Raw genomic sequence first — 18,283 nt, 5'->3', positions numbered from 1 at the left:
CATCCCGTTCAGACAATGGATGCGATTCAAGACACGGGACGGCACCGTCATTCCGATTTTTGGACGTGACCGTGTCCGGGGCGTGACACAGACCGTGACAAAGACCGCACCGTCGCGGTCACGCATGATGCAAAACGGCTTCATTCCAACGATCTTGAATCGCCGCCACGCATCCCCACCCGTGCACGGTCACGCCGGCGCACGAGGCCCGGAGGGACGCGACACGCACGCCGCCGCACGGGTCATAAAGTTCACGGAATGAGCGCACAGAACAGGGCCTCGAACACGAGCGCGGGGTTGCCGTTGCCGAGCAGCCGCCTCCTCGCCGTGCCGATCGCCTCGAGGCGCGCCACGGCCCCGGCGCGGTTCAGCCGCACCGACAGTTCGGTGATGGCCGCGCGGTTTTCGAGGTTGATGAGCCCCACGGCATCCTCGGCGTTGTTCTGCAGCACGGCCACGTCGCGGTACACGCTGGCCACGGAGTTGAGCGCGCGGTCGAGCACGTCGCGGCTGCGGCGGGTGGTGCGCCGGCGGATCTCCTCCTTCTTGCCGATCGCGTTGAACGCCCCGCGCAGGGCCGGCGGGATGCGGTCCTTCTCCCCCAGCCCGTTGACGCGGCGGAAGTCGGCCTCCTCGGCGGCCACCTTGCGCTCCACGTCCTCGCGGGCCTGCGCGTTGGCGTTGTCGATGAGCGAGCCGGCAAGCAGCACCGCGTCGGACGCCTTGGCGAGGTTCAGCACGCCCACCACGAGCTCGTCGCGGTCGGCCATCACCTGATCGTCGCCCGCGTACAGCCGGGCCACGCCGATGTGCCCCTCCGCAAGGCGCGCGGCGCGGTTGGCCACGTGGCGGTCGGCGCCCATCGAGTCCACCAGAAAGTCGGCGACGGCGGCGTTGGACGGCACGGCGAGGTTCACGATCCGGCATCGCGACCGGATGGTGGGCAGCACGTCCTGCGCGCTCGGGGCGCACAGCATCCAGATGGTGTGCTCGCTCGGCTCCTCGATCTCCTTCAGGAGCACGTTCGTGGTGCGCTCGAGCATGCGGTCCACGTCCTCCACGATGATCACGCGCCACGGGGCGGTGGACGGGGTCTGCTCGGACGTGGCGATGAGGTCGCGCACCTGATCGATGCCGATGGTCACGCGGTCGGTGGCGAGCACGGTCACGTCCGGGTGCGTGCCGGCGAGGACGTGGCGGCAGGTATCGCATACGCCGCAGCCGTGGTCCGGGCATTCGAGCGCGGCGGCGAAGGCGCGGGCCATGTTCGACCGTCCGGAGCCGGGAGGGCCGCAGACGAGCCATGACTGGGCGAGCCGCTTCGGGTCGCCGGCGGCCAGTTCGCTCAGCAGCGCGACGGTCTGGCGCTGGCCGACGATCCCGTCCCACACGCTCATGGCCGGACCTCGGATCGGACCTCGGATCGAGCCTCGCCCAGCAGCGCGTCGAAGTCGGCGCGGATGGCGGCCCACACGTCCTCGACGGGCTGCGCGGCGTCGATCACGCGGAACCGGTCGGGTTCGGCGGCGGCGAGGTCGAGGAACGCCCGGCGCGTGCGGGCCTGAAAGTCGTCGCCCGCGGATTCCATGCGGTCCTCGCCATGGGTGAGCCGCGCGTGCGAGGCGGCCGGGTCCATGTCCAGCAGATACGTGCGCGCGGGCAGCAGGCCGGCGGTGGCCCACATGCTCAGGTCCCTGATCTCCGCCGGCGTGAGTTCGCGCCCGCCGGCCTGATAGGCGAGCGACGAGTCGAGATAGCGGTCGGTGATCACCACGTCGCCGCGGTCGAGCGCCGGGCGGACCACCTCGGCCACGTGCTGGGCGCGGTCGGCGGCGAACAGCAGGGCCTCGGCGCGAGGGGCGATGTCGGCGGATCCGGCGGCAGCATCCTTGGCGGATCCGGCGGCGGGCGCGGCGGCTCCGTCTGGCGCGGCGGCACTTCCGACGGTGTTGCCGGTGCCTGCGTCCGCGTCGGCCTGCACGCCGTGCAGCAACATGCGGCGGATCGCGACGCCCAGCGGGGTGCCGCCCGGTTCGCGGGTCACCACGGCGGTGCGGCCCAGCGACTCGACGTACGCGCGCAGACGCTCGACCTGCGTGGTCTTGCCCACGCCGTCGACGCCCTCGAACGAAATGAAAACTCCGGTCATGCTCCCACCATATCCGCCCGCGCTGATTTCGACGGGGACGCCCTTCGCATCGTCCCGGCCGCCGCGCTCCGCCCAGCATGACGGAACGGCAATGCGACCACTGGGCGCATCGGGAACCAGACCATCCCGGATGCCGGAGCACCGCCCATTGCGCAATCGGTCCAGCCTGCAGCCCCTCGGGCGCAGATTGGACCGATCATGCGCAAAACGGCCTCTCAAAGGCCCTGATTTTCAGCCGTTCGGTCCAACCTGCGATTTTTCGGGTGCAGGTTGGACCGAATGAGCAATGGATGGACGGACGGACGGACCGGCTATTCGGCCTTCTTGGCGGTGGACTTGCGGGTCGTGGTCTTTCTGGTCGCCGTCTTGGCCGTGGACTTCGTGCCGGTCTTCCTGGCCGCAGTGGACTTGGACGCGGACGACTTGGACGCCGCGGAGGTCCGGCGCGTGCGGCGCTTGGCCGGGCCGGCGGCGCGCTTCTCGGCGAGCAGGCGGAACGCCTCGGCGGGCTCGATCGACTCGGGCGTGTACTGCTTGGGCAGCGTCCGGTTCGTCTCGCCGTCGGTGATGTACGCGCCGTAGAAGCCGTCCTTGATGGTCACGTTCTTGCCGGTCTCCGGGTCGGGCCCGAGCTCGCGCAGCGGCGGCTTGGCGGTGCCGCGACCCCGGCCGCGCCCGTACTTGGGCTGGTCGAACAGGGCCTTGGCGGCGGCCAGATCCACGGTGAAGATCTCGTCCTCGGAGCCGAGCGAGCGCGTCTCGGACTTGCCGTCCGGGCCGGTCTTGGTCAGGTACGGGCCGTAGCGGCCGTTGCTGGCCTGCACCACGTACTGCGAGATCTCGCCAGTTTCCGCGTTGGTCTCCTCGAGCGTGCCCACCGTGCGCGGCAGGCTGAGCAGCTTGAGCGCGTCCTCGAGCGTGAGCGCCTCGGGATTCATGGTCTTGAACAGCGACGCCATCTTGGGCTTCGACGCGGCGGCGGCCTTCTTCGACTTGGCGGCCGTCTTGCCGGTCTGGGCGCCCGCGGTGGTGGCGTCGGAGGCGTCCGCCGCGGCCTCCGGGGGCACGAGCGCCACGTACGGGCCGAACCGCCCGTTGCGCACCTCCACGGTGCCGCCGGTCACCGGGTCCTTGCCCAGCTCGCGCGGACCGCCGGAGTGGTGCTCGATCAGGTCACGCGCCACGTCCACGGTGAGCTCGTCGGGCGCGAGCGTGTCCGGCAGCTGGGCGCGCTTCGGGGTGCCCTCGGCGTCCAGATGCTCCATGTCCTCGAGGTACGGGCCGTAGCGGCCCACACGCACGTGCAGACCGTCGCCGATCTCGATGGTGTTGATCGCGCGCGCGTCGATCTCGCCGAGCTGCGCGACCTGCTGCTGCAGGCCCGCGTGCGCCTCGTCGGCATTTTGCGCCGCGCCCTCGCCGGAGCCGAAGTAGAAGCGGGTGAGCCACTCCTTGCCGGTCTCCTTGCCGTGCGCGATCTGGTCGAGCCCGTTCTCCATGTCCGCGGTGAACTGGTAGTCGACGTACTTGGGGAACTTGGTCTCCAGCAGCTTGGTGACCGCGAAGGCGAGCCAGCTGGGGATGAGCGCGCGACCGCGCTCGTACACGTAGCCGCGGTCGATGATCGTAGAGATGATCGACGCGTACGTGGACGGGCGGCCGATCTCCTTGGCCTCCAGCGTCTTCACGAGCGACGCCTCGGTGTAGCGCGCCGGCGGCTGGGTCTCGTGGCCCTCGGCCTCCACGGCGGTCGCGGACAGCACGTCGCCGGTGGCCATGACGGGCAGGGACGCGTTGGCGTCGGCGGCCTTGTCGCCCTTGGCCGCGGAGGCGCCGCGCTCGCCGGTGGCCTTCATGAAGCCGGGGAACTCGATCACGGTGCCGGACGCCTGGAACACGGCCTCGCCGAAGTCCGGGCCGGCCGGGGCGGACAGACGCACGGTGGCGGTCGAACCGGTGGCGTCGGCCATCTGCGAGGCGAGCGTGCGCTGCCAGATGAGCGTGTAGAGCTTCAGCTGGTCGGCGGGCACCTTCGTGGCGATCTCGGTCGGGTCGCGGAACTGCGCGCCGGCCGGGCGGATGCACTCGTGGGCCTCCTGCGCGCCGGCGGTCTTGGTGGCGTACTGCTTGGGCGCCTCGGACAGGAACTTCGCGCCGAAGTGGTATTCGACGGCCGCGCGGGCGGCGGCGATGGCCTCCTGCGAGAGGGTCACCGAATCGGTACGCATGTAGGTGATGTAGCCGTTCTCGTACAGGCCCTGCGCGGCGCGCATGGTCTGGCGCGAGCTGAAGCCGAGGCGGTTGCCGGCGGTCTGCTGCAGCGTGGACGTGGTGAACGGCGGCTGCGGGCGGCGGCGGTACGGCTTGGTGTCCATGGACATCACGGTGAACGCGGCGGATCTGAGCGCCTCGGCCACGGACTGGGCGCGCGGGCCGTCGAGCAGGCAGACGTTGTCCTTGAAGCCGGCGGGCGTGAGCTTGCCGTCCGGACCGAAGTCCTTGGAGACGGCCAGACGCTTGCCGCCGAGCGAGACCATGCGGGACTCGAACGCCTCGTCGTCCGGGGCGCCGTCGGTTGTGAGGCTCGCGGTCACGTCCCAGTAGGGCGCCTTGACGAACGCCATGCGCTCGCGCTCGCGCTCCACGATGAGTCGCGTGGCGACGGACTGCACGCGTCCGGCGGACAGGCCCGGGCCGACCTTGCGCCACAGCACCGGGGACAGCTCGTAGCCGTACAGGCGGTCGAGCACGCGACGGGTCTCCTGCGCGTCCACCATGTGGTCGTCCACGTCGCGGGTCTTGGTCAGCGAGGCCTTGATCGCCTCCGGGGTGATCTCGTGGAACACCATGCGCTTGACGGGCACCTTGGGCTTCAGGGTCTGCACCAGGTGCCACGCGATGGCCTCGCCCTCGCGATCCTCATCGGTGGCGAGGTAGAGTTCGTCGGCGTCTTTGAGCGCGGCCTTGAGGTCGGCGACCGTCTTCTTCTTGTCGCCGTCGACGATGTAGTACGGCTTGAACCCGTCCTCCACGTCCACGCCGAACTTGCCGAACTTGGCCTTGGACGCGGCGGGCACCTGACTCGGCTGGGCGAGGTCGCGGATGTGGCCCACCGATGCCATCACGGTGTAGCCGCTGCCGAGGTACCCGCCGATCTTGCGTGCCTTGGTGGGCGACTCCACGATGACCAGCTTCGTGCTCTTGGTGCCGGTAGCCATGCCTTCTCCTTATATCACGTTCCAACCACGCGTTTCGTGACGCCATCATACCCACATCCCGTGGCGGCCATGACACGCGGGGCCCTTCGCGGGCCGTCCGGCCCTATTTTTGCGGCGGCGCGGGAGGCGCCCCGACCAGTCCCATCTTGCTCAGCGGGGCCGCGGTGAGCTGGCGTAGGGCCAGCGCCAGGCCGAAGACCAGCGCCGCGCATCCGGCGATCGCCACCTTCGCGGTCGCGCACGCCGGGGCCGCCATCCATTCGGGACCCACGTCCAGCGACGGGACGAACTGCCAGACCACGTACGCCGCATACAGGCACGCCACCGCGCCGGCGGTGATCAGCACGCTGGCCGCCACCTGCACGCTCACCGAGCTCACGCGCGTGCCCGGCCGGTCCATGCCCGAGCCGCGGGTGAACGCCAGCGCAATGAGCGCGAGCCCGCCCACGAGCAGGTACGCCATCACGATGTCGCTCGGCCGGTGCCACCCGTTCGCGATGAGCAACGCGCCCACCAGCGCAGACCACGCGCCGGCCGCAACCGCCACGAGCGCGCGGAACGCCCGCGGCACCGCGCACAGCAGCACCAGCCCGGCCGCGATGGTGAGCGCCATGTGGCCGGAGGGCGCGGTGTTGGTCAGCGGCGCGCCGGACTCGGTCACCACCGTGCGCACCAGCGTCTCGCGCGGCAGCAGTTCCTTGAGCAGGCGGGCCGCGGCGTAGGCGACCACCGCGAAGCCGACCGTCTGCCCGGCCAGCCACCAGCGCCGGCGCAGCAGCGCCACCGCCAGTCCGCCCACGCCCATCGCCGCCGCCACGCCGATCATGAGCGCGGACGACTTGAGCAGCGCGCCGACCGCCCCGCGCCCGGCGATCCACCCGGGAACGGTGCCGCCGAACGCGCCGAGGACCATGTCGTCGAGCTGCTGGCCCGCCGCCGTGCGCACGGCCAGCCACCACACGCCGGCGGACGCCGCGAGCAGCAATACGCCCAGCACGGCGGCGATCACGCGGCTCGAGACGCGCGGGCGGCCCAGGAACGGGTCGGATTCCAGAATGTCGGGCGCGGACGGCTCCGCGGCGACGCGTGAGAAGCGGGAGGCCCGGGAAGCCCGGGAGAAGCGGGAAGCCCGGCGGGACGTGGGTTCCGCGCCGGGACGCACGACGGGACGGTCCACCAGCCGCGGGTCGGGCACGTCCAGCGGGGCGAACGTGGGTTTGGGGGCCTCGGGCAGCGAACCGGAAGCGGACTGCACGCCGGGAGCGGACTGCATGCCGGAATCGGGCTTCACGCCGGAATCGAGCCCCGCGGCGGCATCGGACATGGGAGTATCGGTCATGGATACGACTGTAGCGCGAACGGCACCGAACGCGGGCGCCGGGTCAGGCAGCGGGCCAGACAGCGGGCCGAGAAATGGAAACCCCCACGCACCCGTCAGAGGCCACTTACCCTTGCTGCATTCCTGCCCTGGGGGAGTTGGGTGACGTAACGCCACGTGGAGGCTCTGACGAGTATACACCACCCCTACCCATTTGACGCGCGGCGACGGCGGGACGCCGGGTACCATGGAAACGAACATCATGTCTGATCGAAACGGAAGGACACCACACATGGATGCGGATCTGGTGATTGTGGGCGCGGGCCTGTTCGGCCTGACCGTCGCGCAGCAGGCGGTGGAGCACACCGGCGCAAAGGTCGAGATCATCGACGTGCGCAAGCACATCGGCGGCAACGCCTACAGCTACGTGGACGAGGAGACCGGCGCGGAGATCCACCAGTACGGCGCCCACCTGTTCCACACCTCGAACAAGCGCGTGTGGGACTACGTGAACCGCTTCACCGAGTTCACCAACTACGTCCACCGCGTGTACGCCACGCACGACGGCGAGGTCTACCCGCTGCCGATCAACCTGGGGACCATCAACCAGTTCTTCCACGCGCACTACACGCCCGCCGAGGCGCAGAAGCTCATCGAGGAGCAGGCCGGCGAGCTCGCGGGCACCGATCCGGCGAACCTCAACGACAAGGGCATCCAGCTCATCGGCCGCCCGCTGTACGAGGCGTTCATCAAGAACTACACCGGCAAGCAGTGGCAGACCGACCCGGCCGAGCTGCCGGCGAGCATCATCAAGCGTCTGCCCGTGCGCTTCAACTACGACAACCGCTACTTCAAGGACACGTGGGAGGGCCTGCCCAAGGACGGCTACACCAAGTGGATGGAGCGCATGATCGACGATCCTCGCATCCACGTGACCCTCGGCGTGGACTTCTTCGACGAGTCCCAGCCGCTCAACAAGAAGGCGCTCGTGGGCAAGGTGCCGGTCGTGTACACCGGCCCGGTGGACCGCTACTTCGACTACGAGCTGGGCGACCTCAAGTGGCGCACGGTGGACTTCAAGGAGGTCCGCTACGACGAGGGCGACCACTTCGGCTGCCCGGTCATGAACTTCTCCGACGCGGACGTGCCGTACACCCGCGCGATCGAGTTCAAGAACTTCAACCCGGAGCGCAAGGACTCCCAGAACCCGAACAAGACCGTGGTGTGGGAGGAGTACTCCCGCTTCGCCGAGCGCGGCGACGAGCCGTACTACCCGGTCAACACCGCCGAGGACAAGGCCCTGTACGCGCAGTACGAGGCCAAGGCCGCCGCGGAGCCGAAGGTCGTGTTCGGCGGGCGTCTGGGCACGTACAAGTACTACGACATGCACAACGTGATCGACACCGCCCTCACCGCCTACGAGGAGCAGGTCGCCCCGCTGCTGGCCAAGTGACGGCAGGCCAAGTGACGGCAGGCTGACCGCCTCCCCCGGAGCGCCCGTTATGCACTGGATCCGCTCATTCCGTGGCCTCATCGCGGCGGAATGAGCGGATCCAGTGCATAACGGGTGAAAAACGAGCCCAGCGCACTGGATTTGCTCAATCTCCACGATCCGATTGGCGGATTGAGCAAATCCAGTGGGGAGAAAGAGCGGAAAAGAGCGGAAAAGAGCGAAGACAAGGGCGAAACGCAACGATGCGTTTTTCCCGCATGGCAAACGCCGTTATGCCGCCATATTTGCGCGGATCGCATCCGCCGTTGGCGCGATGCGGCACCTACAACTCGCATTTCCGATTCGTGTGGTGGTTTTCCGTGCGCAGACCGGATAGCGCCCCTTGCAAATATGCGGTTTTTCAATGCGGTATATCCGCGCATGCCGTCCAAAACCACCACACGAATCGGAAATATGCCTCACGCCTTGAGCGGGAGGGGCTGGATCGCGTCGAATTCGCCGCAGAACGGGATGTCCCTCACAGCCTTGGCGCCGATCGTGAGCGCCAGGGCCGCCACGAGCACCAGCGTGGAGACCGCCATGGCGAGCGTGTATCCCATCGCCTTGAGCATCACGCCGGACAGCGCCGAGGCGAGCGAGCCCAGCAGCATGGAGAGCAGCGAGAAGAACGAGTTGACGCGCCCACGCATGTCGTTGGGCACAATGAGCTCGGTGTACGCGCCGATCACCGCGTTACCCGGGATGAGCAGGAACACGGCCACGCCGCAGGAGACCGCGATGGTCCATGGATTGTCCGTGAGCGTCATGACGACGAGGGCCACCACCGTGGGCATCAGGCTGATCTGGACCACGCGCCCGCCGCGCAGGCGCTTGGTCATGGGTTCGGTGAGCGTGGAGCCGATGAGCATGCCGGCGCCGTTGAACAGGTTGAGCATGCCGATGATCCACGCCGGCGTGCCGATGGCCTGCTGATGCAGGATGGCGATGGTCGGGCCCAGATTGAGTCCGAAGTTCATGATGGCGATCAGCGCGAAGTTGACGGTGGCGGCGGGCCATTGCGCGAACCAGCGCAGCGCGGCCGTGAGAGACTTGTCCGCGTGCGCGGCGGCTTCGGCCTTCTCCTCCTCGGTGCGGCGGTCGCCGGCCCGACCCGCCTCGGGGCGCAGGTCGGCCCTGATGAACGGCGCGCACGCCACGAGCACCACGTACATCACGGCGCTCACGATGAACGGGATCTCCGGCCCGAACGCGTACAGCCAGCCGGACAGCGGGCTGGAGAGCATGCCGGCCACGGCGTCGCGCGTCTGGTTGGCCGCGTAGGCCTGCGTGAGCTGCCCGCCGGAGACGATCTGCGGCAGCACGGTGTCCGTGACTCCGGAGAACAGCCCGGAGGTGAGCCCGCGCAACGCGGCGAAGGCGAACAGGACCGGCACGGTCATGAGGCCGGCCAGCCACGCGCCGATCATGCCGACGAGCACCGCGAAGGACGCGAGACCGCCCACGACCATGAGCCTCTTGCGGTCGAAGCGGTCGATGATCACGCCGCCGGCCAGCGTGGCGGCGCCGCGCACCAGCGAGTACACGGTGGCGACGAAGCCGGCCACGGCCACGTCATGGCTCACGGTGTAGCCGAGCAGGTCGAACGCGAAGGCGCCGATGGAGACGCCGATGAGCAGTGAGGTGTCCGCGGTGAACCAGACGCGATAGTCGCGCACCTTCCACGGCGATTGGGTTTGTCGGCTTGCATCGGACATGATGGCGAATCCCCTTCCGAACCGATATCGCATATCGCATTCACGACATATGCGCTATATCGTTTCTAGGAAGCAACGATAGCCCCCCCCGAGAATCCGACACGCCCGGGCAACAAAAAAGCTCCCCGGGGAGGGGAGCTTGGGAATTTGGCCCTACTGGGCTGTCCGCTTAACGGTGCCGGGCTACGCCTACGGCTACACCCGGCCGTCGCGGCATTAGCGGCCGCTCCCGTAAGCTACGCGAAGCCCACCGGGCTTCGCGCTTAACGCTTACGCATGCCAGATGTCCTTGCCGGCGGCCTTGGCGGCGGCCACGTCGGCATCAAGCTGCGCCTCGGTGCCCTCGGACTCGCCGGTGATGAACTTCTCCACCAGCGCCTTGGCCTCGTTGTCCTCGTGCTGCACGGCCGGCGACTTCATGAAGTACGCGGAGGCGGACAGCACCGGGCCGCCCAGACCGCGGTCCATGGCGATCTTGCAGGCGCGCAGGGCGTCGATCACCACGCCGGCGGAGTTCGGGGAGTCCCACACCTCGAGCTTGTACTCGAGGTTCAGCGGCACGTCGCCGAACGTGGTGCCCTCGAGGCGCACGAACGCGAACTTGCGGTCGTTGAGCCACGCCACATAGTCGGACGGGCCGATGTGCACGTTCTTCGGGTCCATGTCGTGCGGCACCACGGAGGTGACGGCGCGGGTCTTGGAGATCTTCTTGGATTCGAGGCGGGAGCGCTCGAGCATGTTCATGAAGTCCATGTCGCCGCCCACGTTGAGCTGGTAGGTGCGGTCCAGACGCACGCCGCGGTCCTCGAACAGGCGGGCCATGACGCGGTGCGTGATCGTGGCGCCCACCTGGCTCTTGATGTCGTCGCCCACGATCGGCAGCTTGGCGTCGCGGAACTTCTGCGCCCACTCCGGGTCGGACGCGATGAACACGGGCAGGCAGTTGACGAAGCCGCAGCCGGCGTCGATCGCGGCCTGCGCGTACGCCTTGTCCGCCTGCTCGGATCCGACCGGCAGGTAGGAGATGAGGATGTCGACCTTCTTCTCCTTCAGCACGGCGGCCACGTCCACGGGCTCGGCGCTGGACTCCTCGATCATCTCGCGGTAGTACTTGCCCAGTCCGTCGCCGGTGGGGCCGCGCAGCACCTCGACGCCCAGGTTCGGCACGTCGCAGAACTTGTAGGTGTTGTTCTGCGAGGCGAAGATGGCCTCGGACAGGTCGGTGCCCACCTTCGCGGCGTCCACGTCGAACGCGGTCACGAACTCGATGTCGCGGATGCGGTAGCCGCCGAAGTTGGCGTGCATGATGCCGGGGATCTTGGCGTCGTCCTTGGCGTCCTTGTAGTATTCGACTCCCTGCACCAGCGACGAGGCGCAATTGCCCACGCCGGCGATAGCAACACGGATGCTCATGTATTCACTCCTTGAGTAAACGGAAAACGATCCAATCGACCAGCTTAGCGCCCGGCGTGCATGCAAAACCGGCGCCAAGCCGAACGAATCCTGAAAATGCGCTGGAAATCGCGGCCAAACACGACAGGACGGGGCAAACCGTCGCGTTCCCCGCGCCGCCGAGTGGACCGCCGAGTGGAACCACAAACGGACCGCAGACGGGACACGGACGGTACGCGGATGGGACATGGCCGGCACGAGGACAGGCCGCGAACGGCACGCGGACAAGCCGCGGACGAGTCCCGGACAGGCCGCGGCCGCGTTTCACGGGAAACGTACGGAACCTATGGACGTTTCCGCCCGCGGGCGCCGATTCTCACCCCCGCCCATTACGGTATGTGCTCATGACTACCGTAAGCAGAACCGTCAGTTCCTCCGAGGGCCAGCCGCGATCCGTCTCGTCGGGCCGTCCCAGGCGCAAGGCGACCGCAGGCCCCGGACGCGCCCAGCAGCGCCGCGGGGGCAACGGCAGGAAGGGCCGCAGGGGCAACGGCAAAAAGCGCCATCTGATCCTCAAGACGTTCATCGGCCTCGTGTGCGCCGTGATCGCGCTCGGCGTGGGCGCGTTCGCCTACCTGTACGTGAGCACCGAGATCCCCGAGCCGGAAAAGTTCGCCATGGCGCAGAAGACCACCGTCTACTATGCGGACGGCACCACGGAGATCGGCTCCTACGCCTCGCAGAACCGCGAGATCATCGACTGCGCCGTGCTGCCGAGCTACGTTGGGCAGGCCATCGTCGCCTCCGAGAACCGCACGTTCTACACGGACCGCGGCATCGACCTGAAGGGCATCGGCCGCGCCCTGATCAACAACGTGACCAAGGGCACCCGCCAGGGCGGCTCCACGATCACCCAGCAGTACGCCGAGCGCTATTACATGGGCGAGACCACCTCGTACCTGGGCAAGCTGCGCGAGGCGATCATGGCCACGAAGATCGCGCAGACGGAGAGCAAGGACACCGTGCTGTGCAACTACATGAACACGATCTACCTCGGCCGCGGCGCGTACGGCATCCAGGCGGCGGCCAAGGCGTACTTCGGCAAGGAGGCCAAGGACCTCACCGTGTCCGAGGCGGCCATGATCGCCGGCATCATCCCCGCGCCGAGCTCGTGGGACCCGGCCAAGAACCCGACCATGGCCGAGCAGCGCTTCGAGCGCGTCATCGACATCATGTCGCAGGACGGCTACATCACGGCCGAGCAGAAGGCCTCCGCGGCCATGCCCACCACCATCGAGTACAACCTCGAGAACGTGTACGAGGGCACGGACGGCTACCTGCTGCGCATGGTGCGCGACGAGCTGACGAACTCCGGCGCGTTCACCGAGGACGACCTCGACACGGGCGGCTACAAGATCGTCACCACCATCCAGAAGGACAAGCAGGACCTGCTCTACCAGTCCGTGAGTCCCAAGGCCCAGTCGATGCCCGACGGCGTACAGGCCGGCGCCATGAGCGCCAATCCGAAGGACGGCTCGATCATCGCCATCTACGCGGGCGAGGACTATCTGACCCACCAGCTCAACAACGCCACGCAGGCCACGTACGAGGTCGGATCCACCATGAAGCCGTTCGCGCTGCTCACCGCCATCCAGCAGGGCACGAGCCTCGACACGGTGTTCAACGGCAACTCGCCGCGCGAATTCAGCGGCCTGAGCGAGAAGATGAGCAACTCCGGCAACGCGAGCTACGGGTACATCAGCCTGTACACGGCCACCGCCAACTCGGTGAACACCGTGTACATGGACATGGCCCAGCATCTGGGCGACCACTTCGGCGCCAAGGAGATCGCCCAGACCGCCAAGACGGCCGGCGTCTCCGGGACCATCACCACCGACGGCTCGGGCGCGTCCTACACCGTGCTCGGCAACGACGGTCTGAGCGTCAAGGACATGACGCAGGCGTACGCCACGTTCGCCAACGGCGGCGCCAAGTCCACGCTGCACATGGTCGCGCAGGTGCTCGATTCGTCCAACCAGAACCTGTACAACGCGCCCACGGCCACCGAGCAGGTGTTCGACGCCAACGACGTGGCCCTGCTCGACAAGGCCCTGACCGGCGTGATCGAGTCCGGCACCGGCAAGACGCTGAGCTCGATCGGCAAGACCATGGCCGGCAAGTCCGGCACCGCGAACGACAACAAGGCCGTGAGCTTCATCGCGTTCACGCCGTCCATGGTCACCACCGTGGCGCTGTGGAACCCCGGCAGTGACGGCTCCGCGCAGACCATGCCCAAGATCAAGGGCTACTCGTACGGCATGGGCTACCCGGTCACGCTGGTCAAGTCGTACCTGACCCAGGCGCTCAAGGGCGTGGCCGACGAGAAGTTCCCCGACGCGACCGACAACGGCGTGATCGGCGGGCAGGACGGCACGTGGGGCACGGGCAAGCGCACGTACTCCTCGCCATCACAGGGCAGCGGCTCGTCCGGATCCGGGTCCTCGGAATCCGCATCCCCGTCCGCGTCGGCGTCCCCGTCGGCCAGCGCGTCGGCCTCCGCCTCGGCCTCGCCGTCCGCGTCGTCCAGCCCGACCGCCACCAGCTCGCCGTCGAAGAACAGCAGTTCCTCGTCCACAAGCGGCACGCACAGCGGGTCAGGTTCGGGCTCCGGCTCCGGATCCGGCGGCTCGGGCTCGGGATCCGGCAACTCCGGGTCCGGCAGCTCCGGCGGGTCGAGCTCCAACGGCGGCACGTCCGGCGGATCGTCGAACAGCGGCTCCAACTCCGGCGGCAACAGCGCGCAGAGCAACTCGAGCGCGGGCAAGTAGCGGGACGGACGGACGCGCGCCCTGTCCCGCCGTCTCCCCTCTCTATGCACTGGATCCGCTCAATCCACAACCCGATGATGATGGATTGAGCGGATCCAGTGCGTAGAGAGCCTGCAACGGGTCGCCACGTACTGCATTCGCTCATTCCGCCGCTCAAACCTCACGGATTGAGCGGATCCAGTGCATAACAGGGCAAAACGGCCCGCAGCGCATTGCATTCGCTCAATCCGCAGCTTGGATCACACGGATTGAGCGCAGCGAGCGCCGACGGACGGACAACGCGAAGGGCCCCTTCCCGTGCGGTCATGAATGATGAACGCGCGGGAAGGGGCCCTTCGTCGTGTCGGCCTACGCGGCCTATGCCGCCGCGATCAGCGCTCGGAGCGGTTGATGGCGGAGATGATGGCCTTGAGCGAGCTCGTGATGATCGAGGAGTCGATGCCGACGCCCCAGATGATCTGCGTCTCCGGATCGTCGCCCACCTGACATTCCACGTAGGAGGCGGCCATGGCGTCCGTGCCGACGGACATGGTGTGCTCCACGTAGTCCATCACCGACGCGGTGATGCCCAGGTTGGACACGGCGTTGAGGAACGCGGCGATCGGGCCGTTGCCGATGCCGGACAGCTCGCGGACCACCGGCTCGTCCTTGCCCGGGTTGGCGCCGCGGTCGAGCAGCTTGACCTTGATGACGGTGTCGGATCCGTCCTCGCCGGAGCTGACGGACACCTTGAGCAGCTTGAGGCGGCCCCACTGCTTGAGGCTGTCGTCGCGCACGTCGCCCACCACGGCGCCGGCCGCGGTCGCGCCGGACTCCTCGATGGACAGGTACTCGTCCTTGAACAGGCGCCAGATGTCCTCGTCCTTGACTTCCTTCTTGGTGTCGTCCGCGTACTTCTGCACGATCTTGTCGAACTCCACCTGCAGGCGCTTGGGCAGGTCGAGGTTGTGGTTCGTCTTGAGCAGGTACGCCATGCCGCCCTTGCCGGACTGCGAGTTGACGCGGATGATCGCCTCGTACGTGCGCCCGATGTCCTTCGGGTCGATCGGCAGGTACGGCACAAGCCACACGAAGTTCTCGAGCGACGCGCCGGCGCGGTCGGCGGCCACCTGACGGGCCTCGAGGCCCTTCTTGATGGCGTCCTGATGCGAGCCGGAGAACGCGGTGAACACGAAGTTGCCGGCGTACGGGTGGCGCTCGGAGATCTTGATCTGGTTGCAGTACTCGACGGTCTTGCGGATCTCCGGCACGTTGGAGTAGTCGATCTGCGGGTCCACGCCCTGCGTGAGCAGGTTGAGGCCCAGCGTGACCAGATCCACGTTGCCGGTGCGCTCGCCGTTGCCGAGCAGGCAGCCCTCGATGCGGTCCGCGCCGGCCAGGATGCCCAGCTCGGTGGCGGCCACGCCCATGCCCTCGTCGTTGTGCGGGTGCAGGGACAGGACCACGGAGTCGCGGTCGTTCAGATGGTTGGAGACGTACTCCACCTCGTCGGCGAACACGTTCGGCGTGGTCATCTCCACGGTGGCCGGCAAGTTGATGATCATCGGGCGCTCGGGCGTGGGCTTGATCACGTCGATCACCGCGTTGCACACCTCGACGGCGTACTCCGGCTCGGTGCCGGTGAAGGACTCCGGCGAGTACTCGTAGTACAGGTCGATGCCCTTGGCCTCGCCCTCGAGGTCCTTGCACAGTTCGGCCGCGTCGGTGGCGAGCTGCTTGATCTCCTCCTTGTTCTTGCGGAAGACGACCTCGCGCTGCAGCACGGACACGGAGTTGTAGAAGTGCACGATCGCGCGCTTGGCGCCCCTAAGGGCCTCATACGTGCGGCGGATGAGGTGCTCGCGGCACTGGGTGAGCACCACGATGGTCACGTCGTCCGGGATGAGCTCGCGCTCGATGAGCATGCGGATGAAGTCGAAGTCGGTCTCGGAGGCGGACGGGAAGCCCACCTCGATCTCCTTGAAGCCCATGGAGACCAGCAGGTTCCAGAAGCGCAGCTTGCGCTCGGAGTCCATCGGGTTCACGAGGGCCTGATTGCCGTCGCGCAGATCGACCGAGCACCAGCGCGGGGCGCGGCGGATCTTCTTGCCCGGCCAGGTGCGCTCCGGGTAGTCGAACGGGATCTGCTTGTCGTACGCCGCGTACTTGGTGTACGGCATCGCGCTGGGCTTCTGCGGGGAGCCGATGAAACGCGCCGGCGGCAGCAGCGGGTCGTTGTTCCCTCCATTGGACGCCGCGGCCACGGCCGCGAGATCAAACACGGACGATTGATCCTGACCCATTACTCCTCCTTTGCTGGAAAATCGGCGCGCCCCTTCGGCCGGCGGAATTGCCGGGCAGTCGACGCGCTCCTCTGACTGCGTTACACAGCTGTAACGAACTTCCATCGTACCGGTTCAGCATCCCAACGCCGCGCCCGTGCCACATAGCGGTTACGCGGCGTTTCCACGCCGGTTTGCGCACCGGTTTCGCCGGGCGCGCGGGCCGGCGGATGGGTTAGAGTGGGCCGTATGACGACTTTGCGCTTCCGTGGGGACGGAAATGGGGACGGCACCTTCCGCGTGCTGCAGATGGCGGACGTGCAGGACGGCCCGGACGTGGATCCGGACACCGTGGCGCTCATCGAGGCGGCGATTCGCGAGGCCAGGCCCGATCTGGTGGTGTTCACCGGCGATCAGATCCGCGGGTACGATCCGGCGTGGATGCGCACGTTCCTGCGCCGGCGCGGGGAGCGGCCCGGCGACCACGTGCGCGAGGTGACGCGATTCGAGGCGTGGTGGCGCAACACGTTCGGCGGGGCCAGGCTGCCCGACCCACCCGAGTCCGAGGTGCCCGACGACGCCGTGGACGCCCTGCTCGACGACGCGCGCGCCAAGGTGCGCCGCTGTTTCGCCGGCTTCCTCGACCCGGTCGTGCGCGCGGGCGTCCCGTTCGTCGCCACGTACGGCAACCACGACTTCCAGTGCGGCATCCTCGCCGGCGAGCAGGACGGCATCTACCGCGAGTTCCCCGGATGCCTCAATCCCGATGATTCCAACGGCTCCGGCCCACTCGCCTGCGAGCCCGGCACGTTCGCCCTGCCCGTCGAGGCGTCCGACGGCTCCGGGCGCGTGGCCATGAGCGTCGTGCTCGTCAACTCCGGCGACTACGCCACCGAGCGCCTCTCCCCCGACGACACCGTGGACGGCGAACCGTCCTCGCACCTCGCGCATCCCACGGCGGCCCAGTACGCGCGGGACCCCCGCGGGCTCGATCTGGCCGACTCGGACGGCTACGGCACGCCCACTCCGCAGGCATTGGCGTGGCTCGGCGGCGTGCAGCGCGCGCTGGCCGAACGCAACGGCGACGGACGGCCGGTGCCCTCGATCGCGTTCCAGCACATCCCGCCGCAGGAGTTCTACCGCTGCCTGAAGGAGGTGCCGCCGTTCACGCCCAACGCCGTCGAGGGGACGCGCACGTTCGCCGGCCGCTGCTACGTGCTGGACCGCTCGGTCTGCCGTCCGGGCTCGGTGCTCGGCGAGTCGATCGGCTGCGCGGACGTGAACTGCGGCGAGGTGGACGCGCTGCAAAAGGCCGGCGGCTACTTCGCGCTCTACTGCGGGCACGACCACAAGAACGCGTTCGTGGGCCATGTGGACGGGCTCGACCTCGGCTACGCGCCCACCTGCGGCTTCGCCTCGTACGGTCCCAAGTCCCGCCTGCGCGGCATCCGCCTGTTCGAGTTCCGCGAATCCGACCCGTCCGCCTACGCCACACGCATGCTCACCTACGGCGACCTCGTGGAGCGCTACGGCCACAACGAGGCGCGCGTCTTCATCGGCGACCACTTGGTGGTGGACGGGCCCACCCTGCGCGACCAGCTGCGCCGCCCGGGCGTCTTCGCCACCCTCGCGCTGTTCGCCGGCATGGCCGTCTCCGCGGTTGTCTCCGCGATCGGCTCGGTGGCGCGCGGCCGCGGCCTCGGCGGCAATCGCAGGCGTTGACGCGGTCGCACTCCAACCCTCCATGCCGTTTGCCGCGGATCCCAACGCGTCGGCCGGCAGCACGGAGGCGAAGCGCACCGCAGCGTAGCCGGATGCCGCGCGAAGCGCATCGAATCCGCCGCGCACTATGCGAATGCAACGGCGCACGAGCACCCGGCTGTCAGCTTCATGTGGTATGCTAGTTATCA

10 protein-coding genes and 1 other RNA gene are annotated in these 18,283 nt (G+C 68.1%); 3 read left to right on the top strand and 8 right to left on the bottom strand.

The window, feature by feature from the left end; all coding sequences use genetic code 11:
* Positions 1-251: 251 nt before the first annotated feature.
* From DSM100685_RS02940 to ffs, 5 genes are all read right to left on the bottom strand, one after another.
* A complete protein-coding gene (locus DSM100685_RS02940) occupies positions 252-1,397 on the bottom strand; it encodes a DNA polymerase III subunit delta' (RefSeq protein WP_152349862.1) in 1,146 nt (381 codons plus the stop codon).
* Positions 1,394-2,149, bottom strand: a complete 756-nt coding sequence (tmk, locus tag DSM100685_RS02935; protein WP_152349861.1) for a dTMP kinase — start codon at positions 2,147-2,149, stop codon at positions 1,394-1,396. The genes DSM100685_RS02940 and tmk overlap by 4 nt, the downstream gene beginning before the upstream one ends.
* A 311-nt stretch (positions 2,150-2,460) precedes the next feature.
* A complete protein-coding gene (gene topA, locus DSM100685_RS02930) occupies positions 2,461-5,367 on the bottom strand; it encodes a type I DNA topoisomerase (RefSeq protein WP_152349860.1) in 2,907 nt (968 codons plus the stop codon).
* A 103-nt stretch (positions 5,368-5,470) separates the two neighbouring features.
* Positions 5,471-6,706 (bottom strand): phosphatase PAP2 family protein, encoded by a 1,236-nt coding sequence (locus tag DSM100685_RS02925; protein ID WP_152349859.1) that lies wholly within the window; start codon positions 6,704-6,706, stop codon positions 5,471-5,473.
* Positions 6,707-6,778: 72 nt separating this feature from the next.
* Positions 6,779-6,875: signal recognition particle sRNA small type (gene ffs / locus DSM100685_RS02920), an RNA gene on the bottom strand.
* 102 nt (positions 6,876-6,977) lie between these two features.
* Between ffs and glf the strand changes: the two genes are divergently transcribed.
* A complete protein-coding gene (glf, locus tag DSM100685_RS02915) occupies positions 6,978-8,138 on the top strand; it encodes a UDP-galactopyranose mutase (protein WP_152349858.1) in 1,161 nt (386 codons plus the stop codon).
* A 458-nt stretch (positions 8,139-8,596) separates the two neighbouring features.
* Here glf and DSM100685_RS02910 read toward each other — a convergent pair whose 3' ends face one another.
* Both DSM100685_RS02910 and DSM100685_RS02905 read right to left on the bottom strand, forming a co-directional pair.
* Positions 8,597-9,892: an MFS transporter gene (locus DSM100685_RS02910; protein ID WP_163200795.1), complete on the bottom strand. Its 1,296-nt coding sequence runs from the start codon at positions 9,890-9,892 to the stop codon at positions 8,597-8,599.
* 270 nt (positions 9,893-10,162) lie between these two features.
* Positions 10,163-11,305, bottom strand: coding sequence for an inositol-3-phosphate synthase (locus DSM100685_RS02905; protein WP_152349856.1), 1,143 nt, complete (start codon positions 11,303-11,305; stop codon positions 10,163-10,165).
* Positions 11,306-11,688: 383 nt separating this feature from the next.
* Here DSM100685_RS02905 and DSM100685_RS02900 point away from each other — a divergent pair, with 383 nt between their 5' ends.
* Positions 11,689-14,112, top strand: a complete 2,424-nt coding sequence (locus DSM100685_RS02900) for a transglycosylase domain-containing protein (RefSeq protein WP_152349855.1) — start codon at positions 11,689-11,691, stop codon at positions 14,110-14,112.
* A gap of 371 nt (positions 14,113-14,483) precedes the next feature.
* On the opposite strand, the gene leuA is transcribed toward DSM100685_RS02900, so the two are convergent.
* Positions 14,484-16,394 carry a 2-isopropylmalate synthase gene (gene leuA / locus DSM100685_RS02895; protein ID WP_152349854.1) on the bottom strand — a complete coding sequence of 637 codons (1,911 nt, stop codon included), beginning with the start codon at positions 16,392-16,394 and terminating at the stop codon, positions 14,484-14,486.
* A gap of 228 nt (positions 16,395-16,622) precedes the next feature.
* Between leuA and DSM100685_RS02885 the strand changes: the two genes are divergently transcribed.
* Positions 16,623-18,095: a metallophosphoesterase family protein gene (locus tag DSM100685_RS02885; RefSeq protein ID WP_152349853.1), complete on the top strand. Its 1,473-nt coding sequence runs from the start codon at positions 16,623-16,625 to the stop codon at positions 18,093-18,095.
* Positions 18,096-18,283: the final 188 nt, after the last annotated feature.

Source organism: Bifidobacterium avesanii (assembly GCF_009299475.1).
Taxonomy (GTDB): domain Bacteria; phylum Actinomycetota; class Actinomycetes; order Actinomycetales; family Bifidobacteriaceae; genus Bifidobacterium; species Bifidobacterium avesanii.
Note: the sequence above shows the minus strand (reverse complement) of the source record. Positions and strands in the feature narration are given on the sequence as shown.

Coding starts and splice junctions, on each gene's coding strand:
- DSM100685_RS02940 (WP_152349862.1), bottom strand. CDS start 1,397: ATGAGCGTGTGGGACGGGATCGTCGGCCAGCGCCAGACCGTCGCGCTG.
- tmk (WP_152349861.1), bottom strand. CDS start 2,149: ATGACCGGAGTTTTCATTTCGTTCGAGGGCGTCGACGGCGTGGGCAAG.
- topA (WP_152349860.1), bottom strand. CDS start 5,367: ATGGCTACCGGCACCAAGAGCACGAAGCTGGTCATCGTGGAGTCGCCC.
- DSM100685_RS02925 (WP_152349859.1), bottom strand. CDS start 6,706: ATGACCGATACTCCCATGTCCGATGCCGCCGCGGGGCTCGATTCCGGC.
- glf (WP_152349858.1), top strand. CDS start 6,978: ATGGATGCGGATCTGGTGATTGTGGGCGCGGGCCTGTTCGGCCTGACC.
- DSM100685_RS02910 (WP_163200795.1), bottom strand. CDS start 9,892: ATGTCCGATGCAAGCCGACAAACCCAATCGCCGTGGAAGGTGCGCGAC.
- DSM100685_RS02905 (WP_152349856.1), bottom strand. CDS start 11,305: ATGAGCATCCGTGTTGCTATCGCCGGCGTGGGCAATTGCGCCTCGTCG.
- DSM100685_RS02900 (WP_152349855.1), top strand. CDS start 11,689: ATGACTACCGTAAGCAGAACCGTCAGTTCCTCCGAGGGCCAGCCGCGA.
- leuA (WP_152349854.1), bottom strand. CDS start 16,394: ATGGGTCAGGATCAATCGTCCGTGTTTGATCTCGCGGCCGTGGCCGCG.
- DSM100685_RS02885 (WP_152349853.1), top strand. CDS start 16,623: ATGACGACTTTGCGCTTCCGTGGGGACGGAAATGGGGACGGCACCTTC.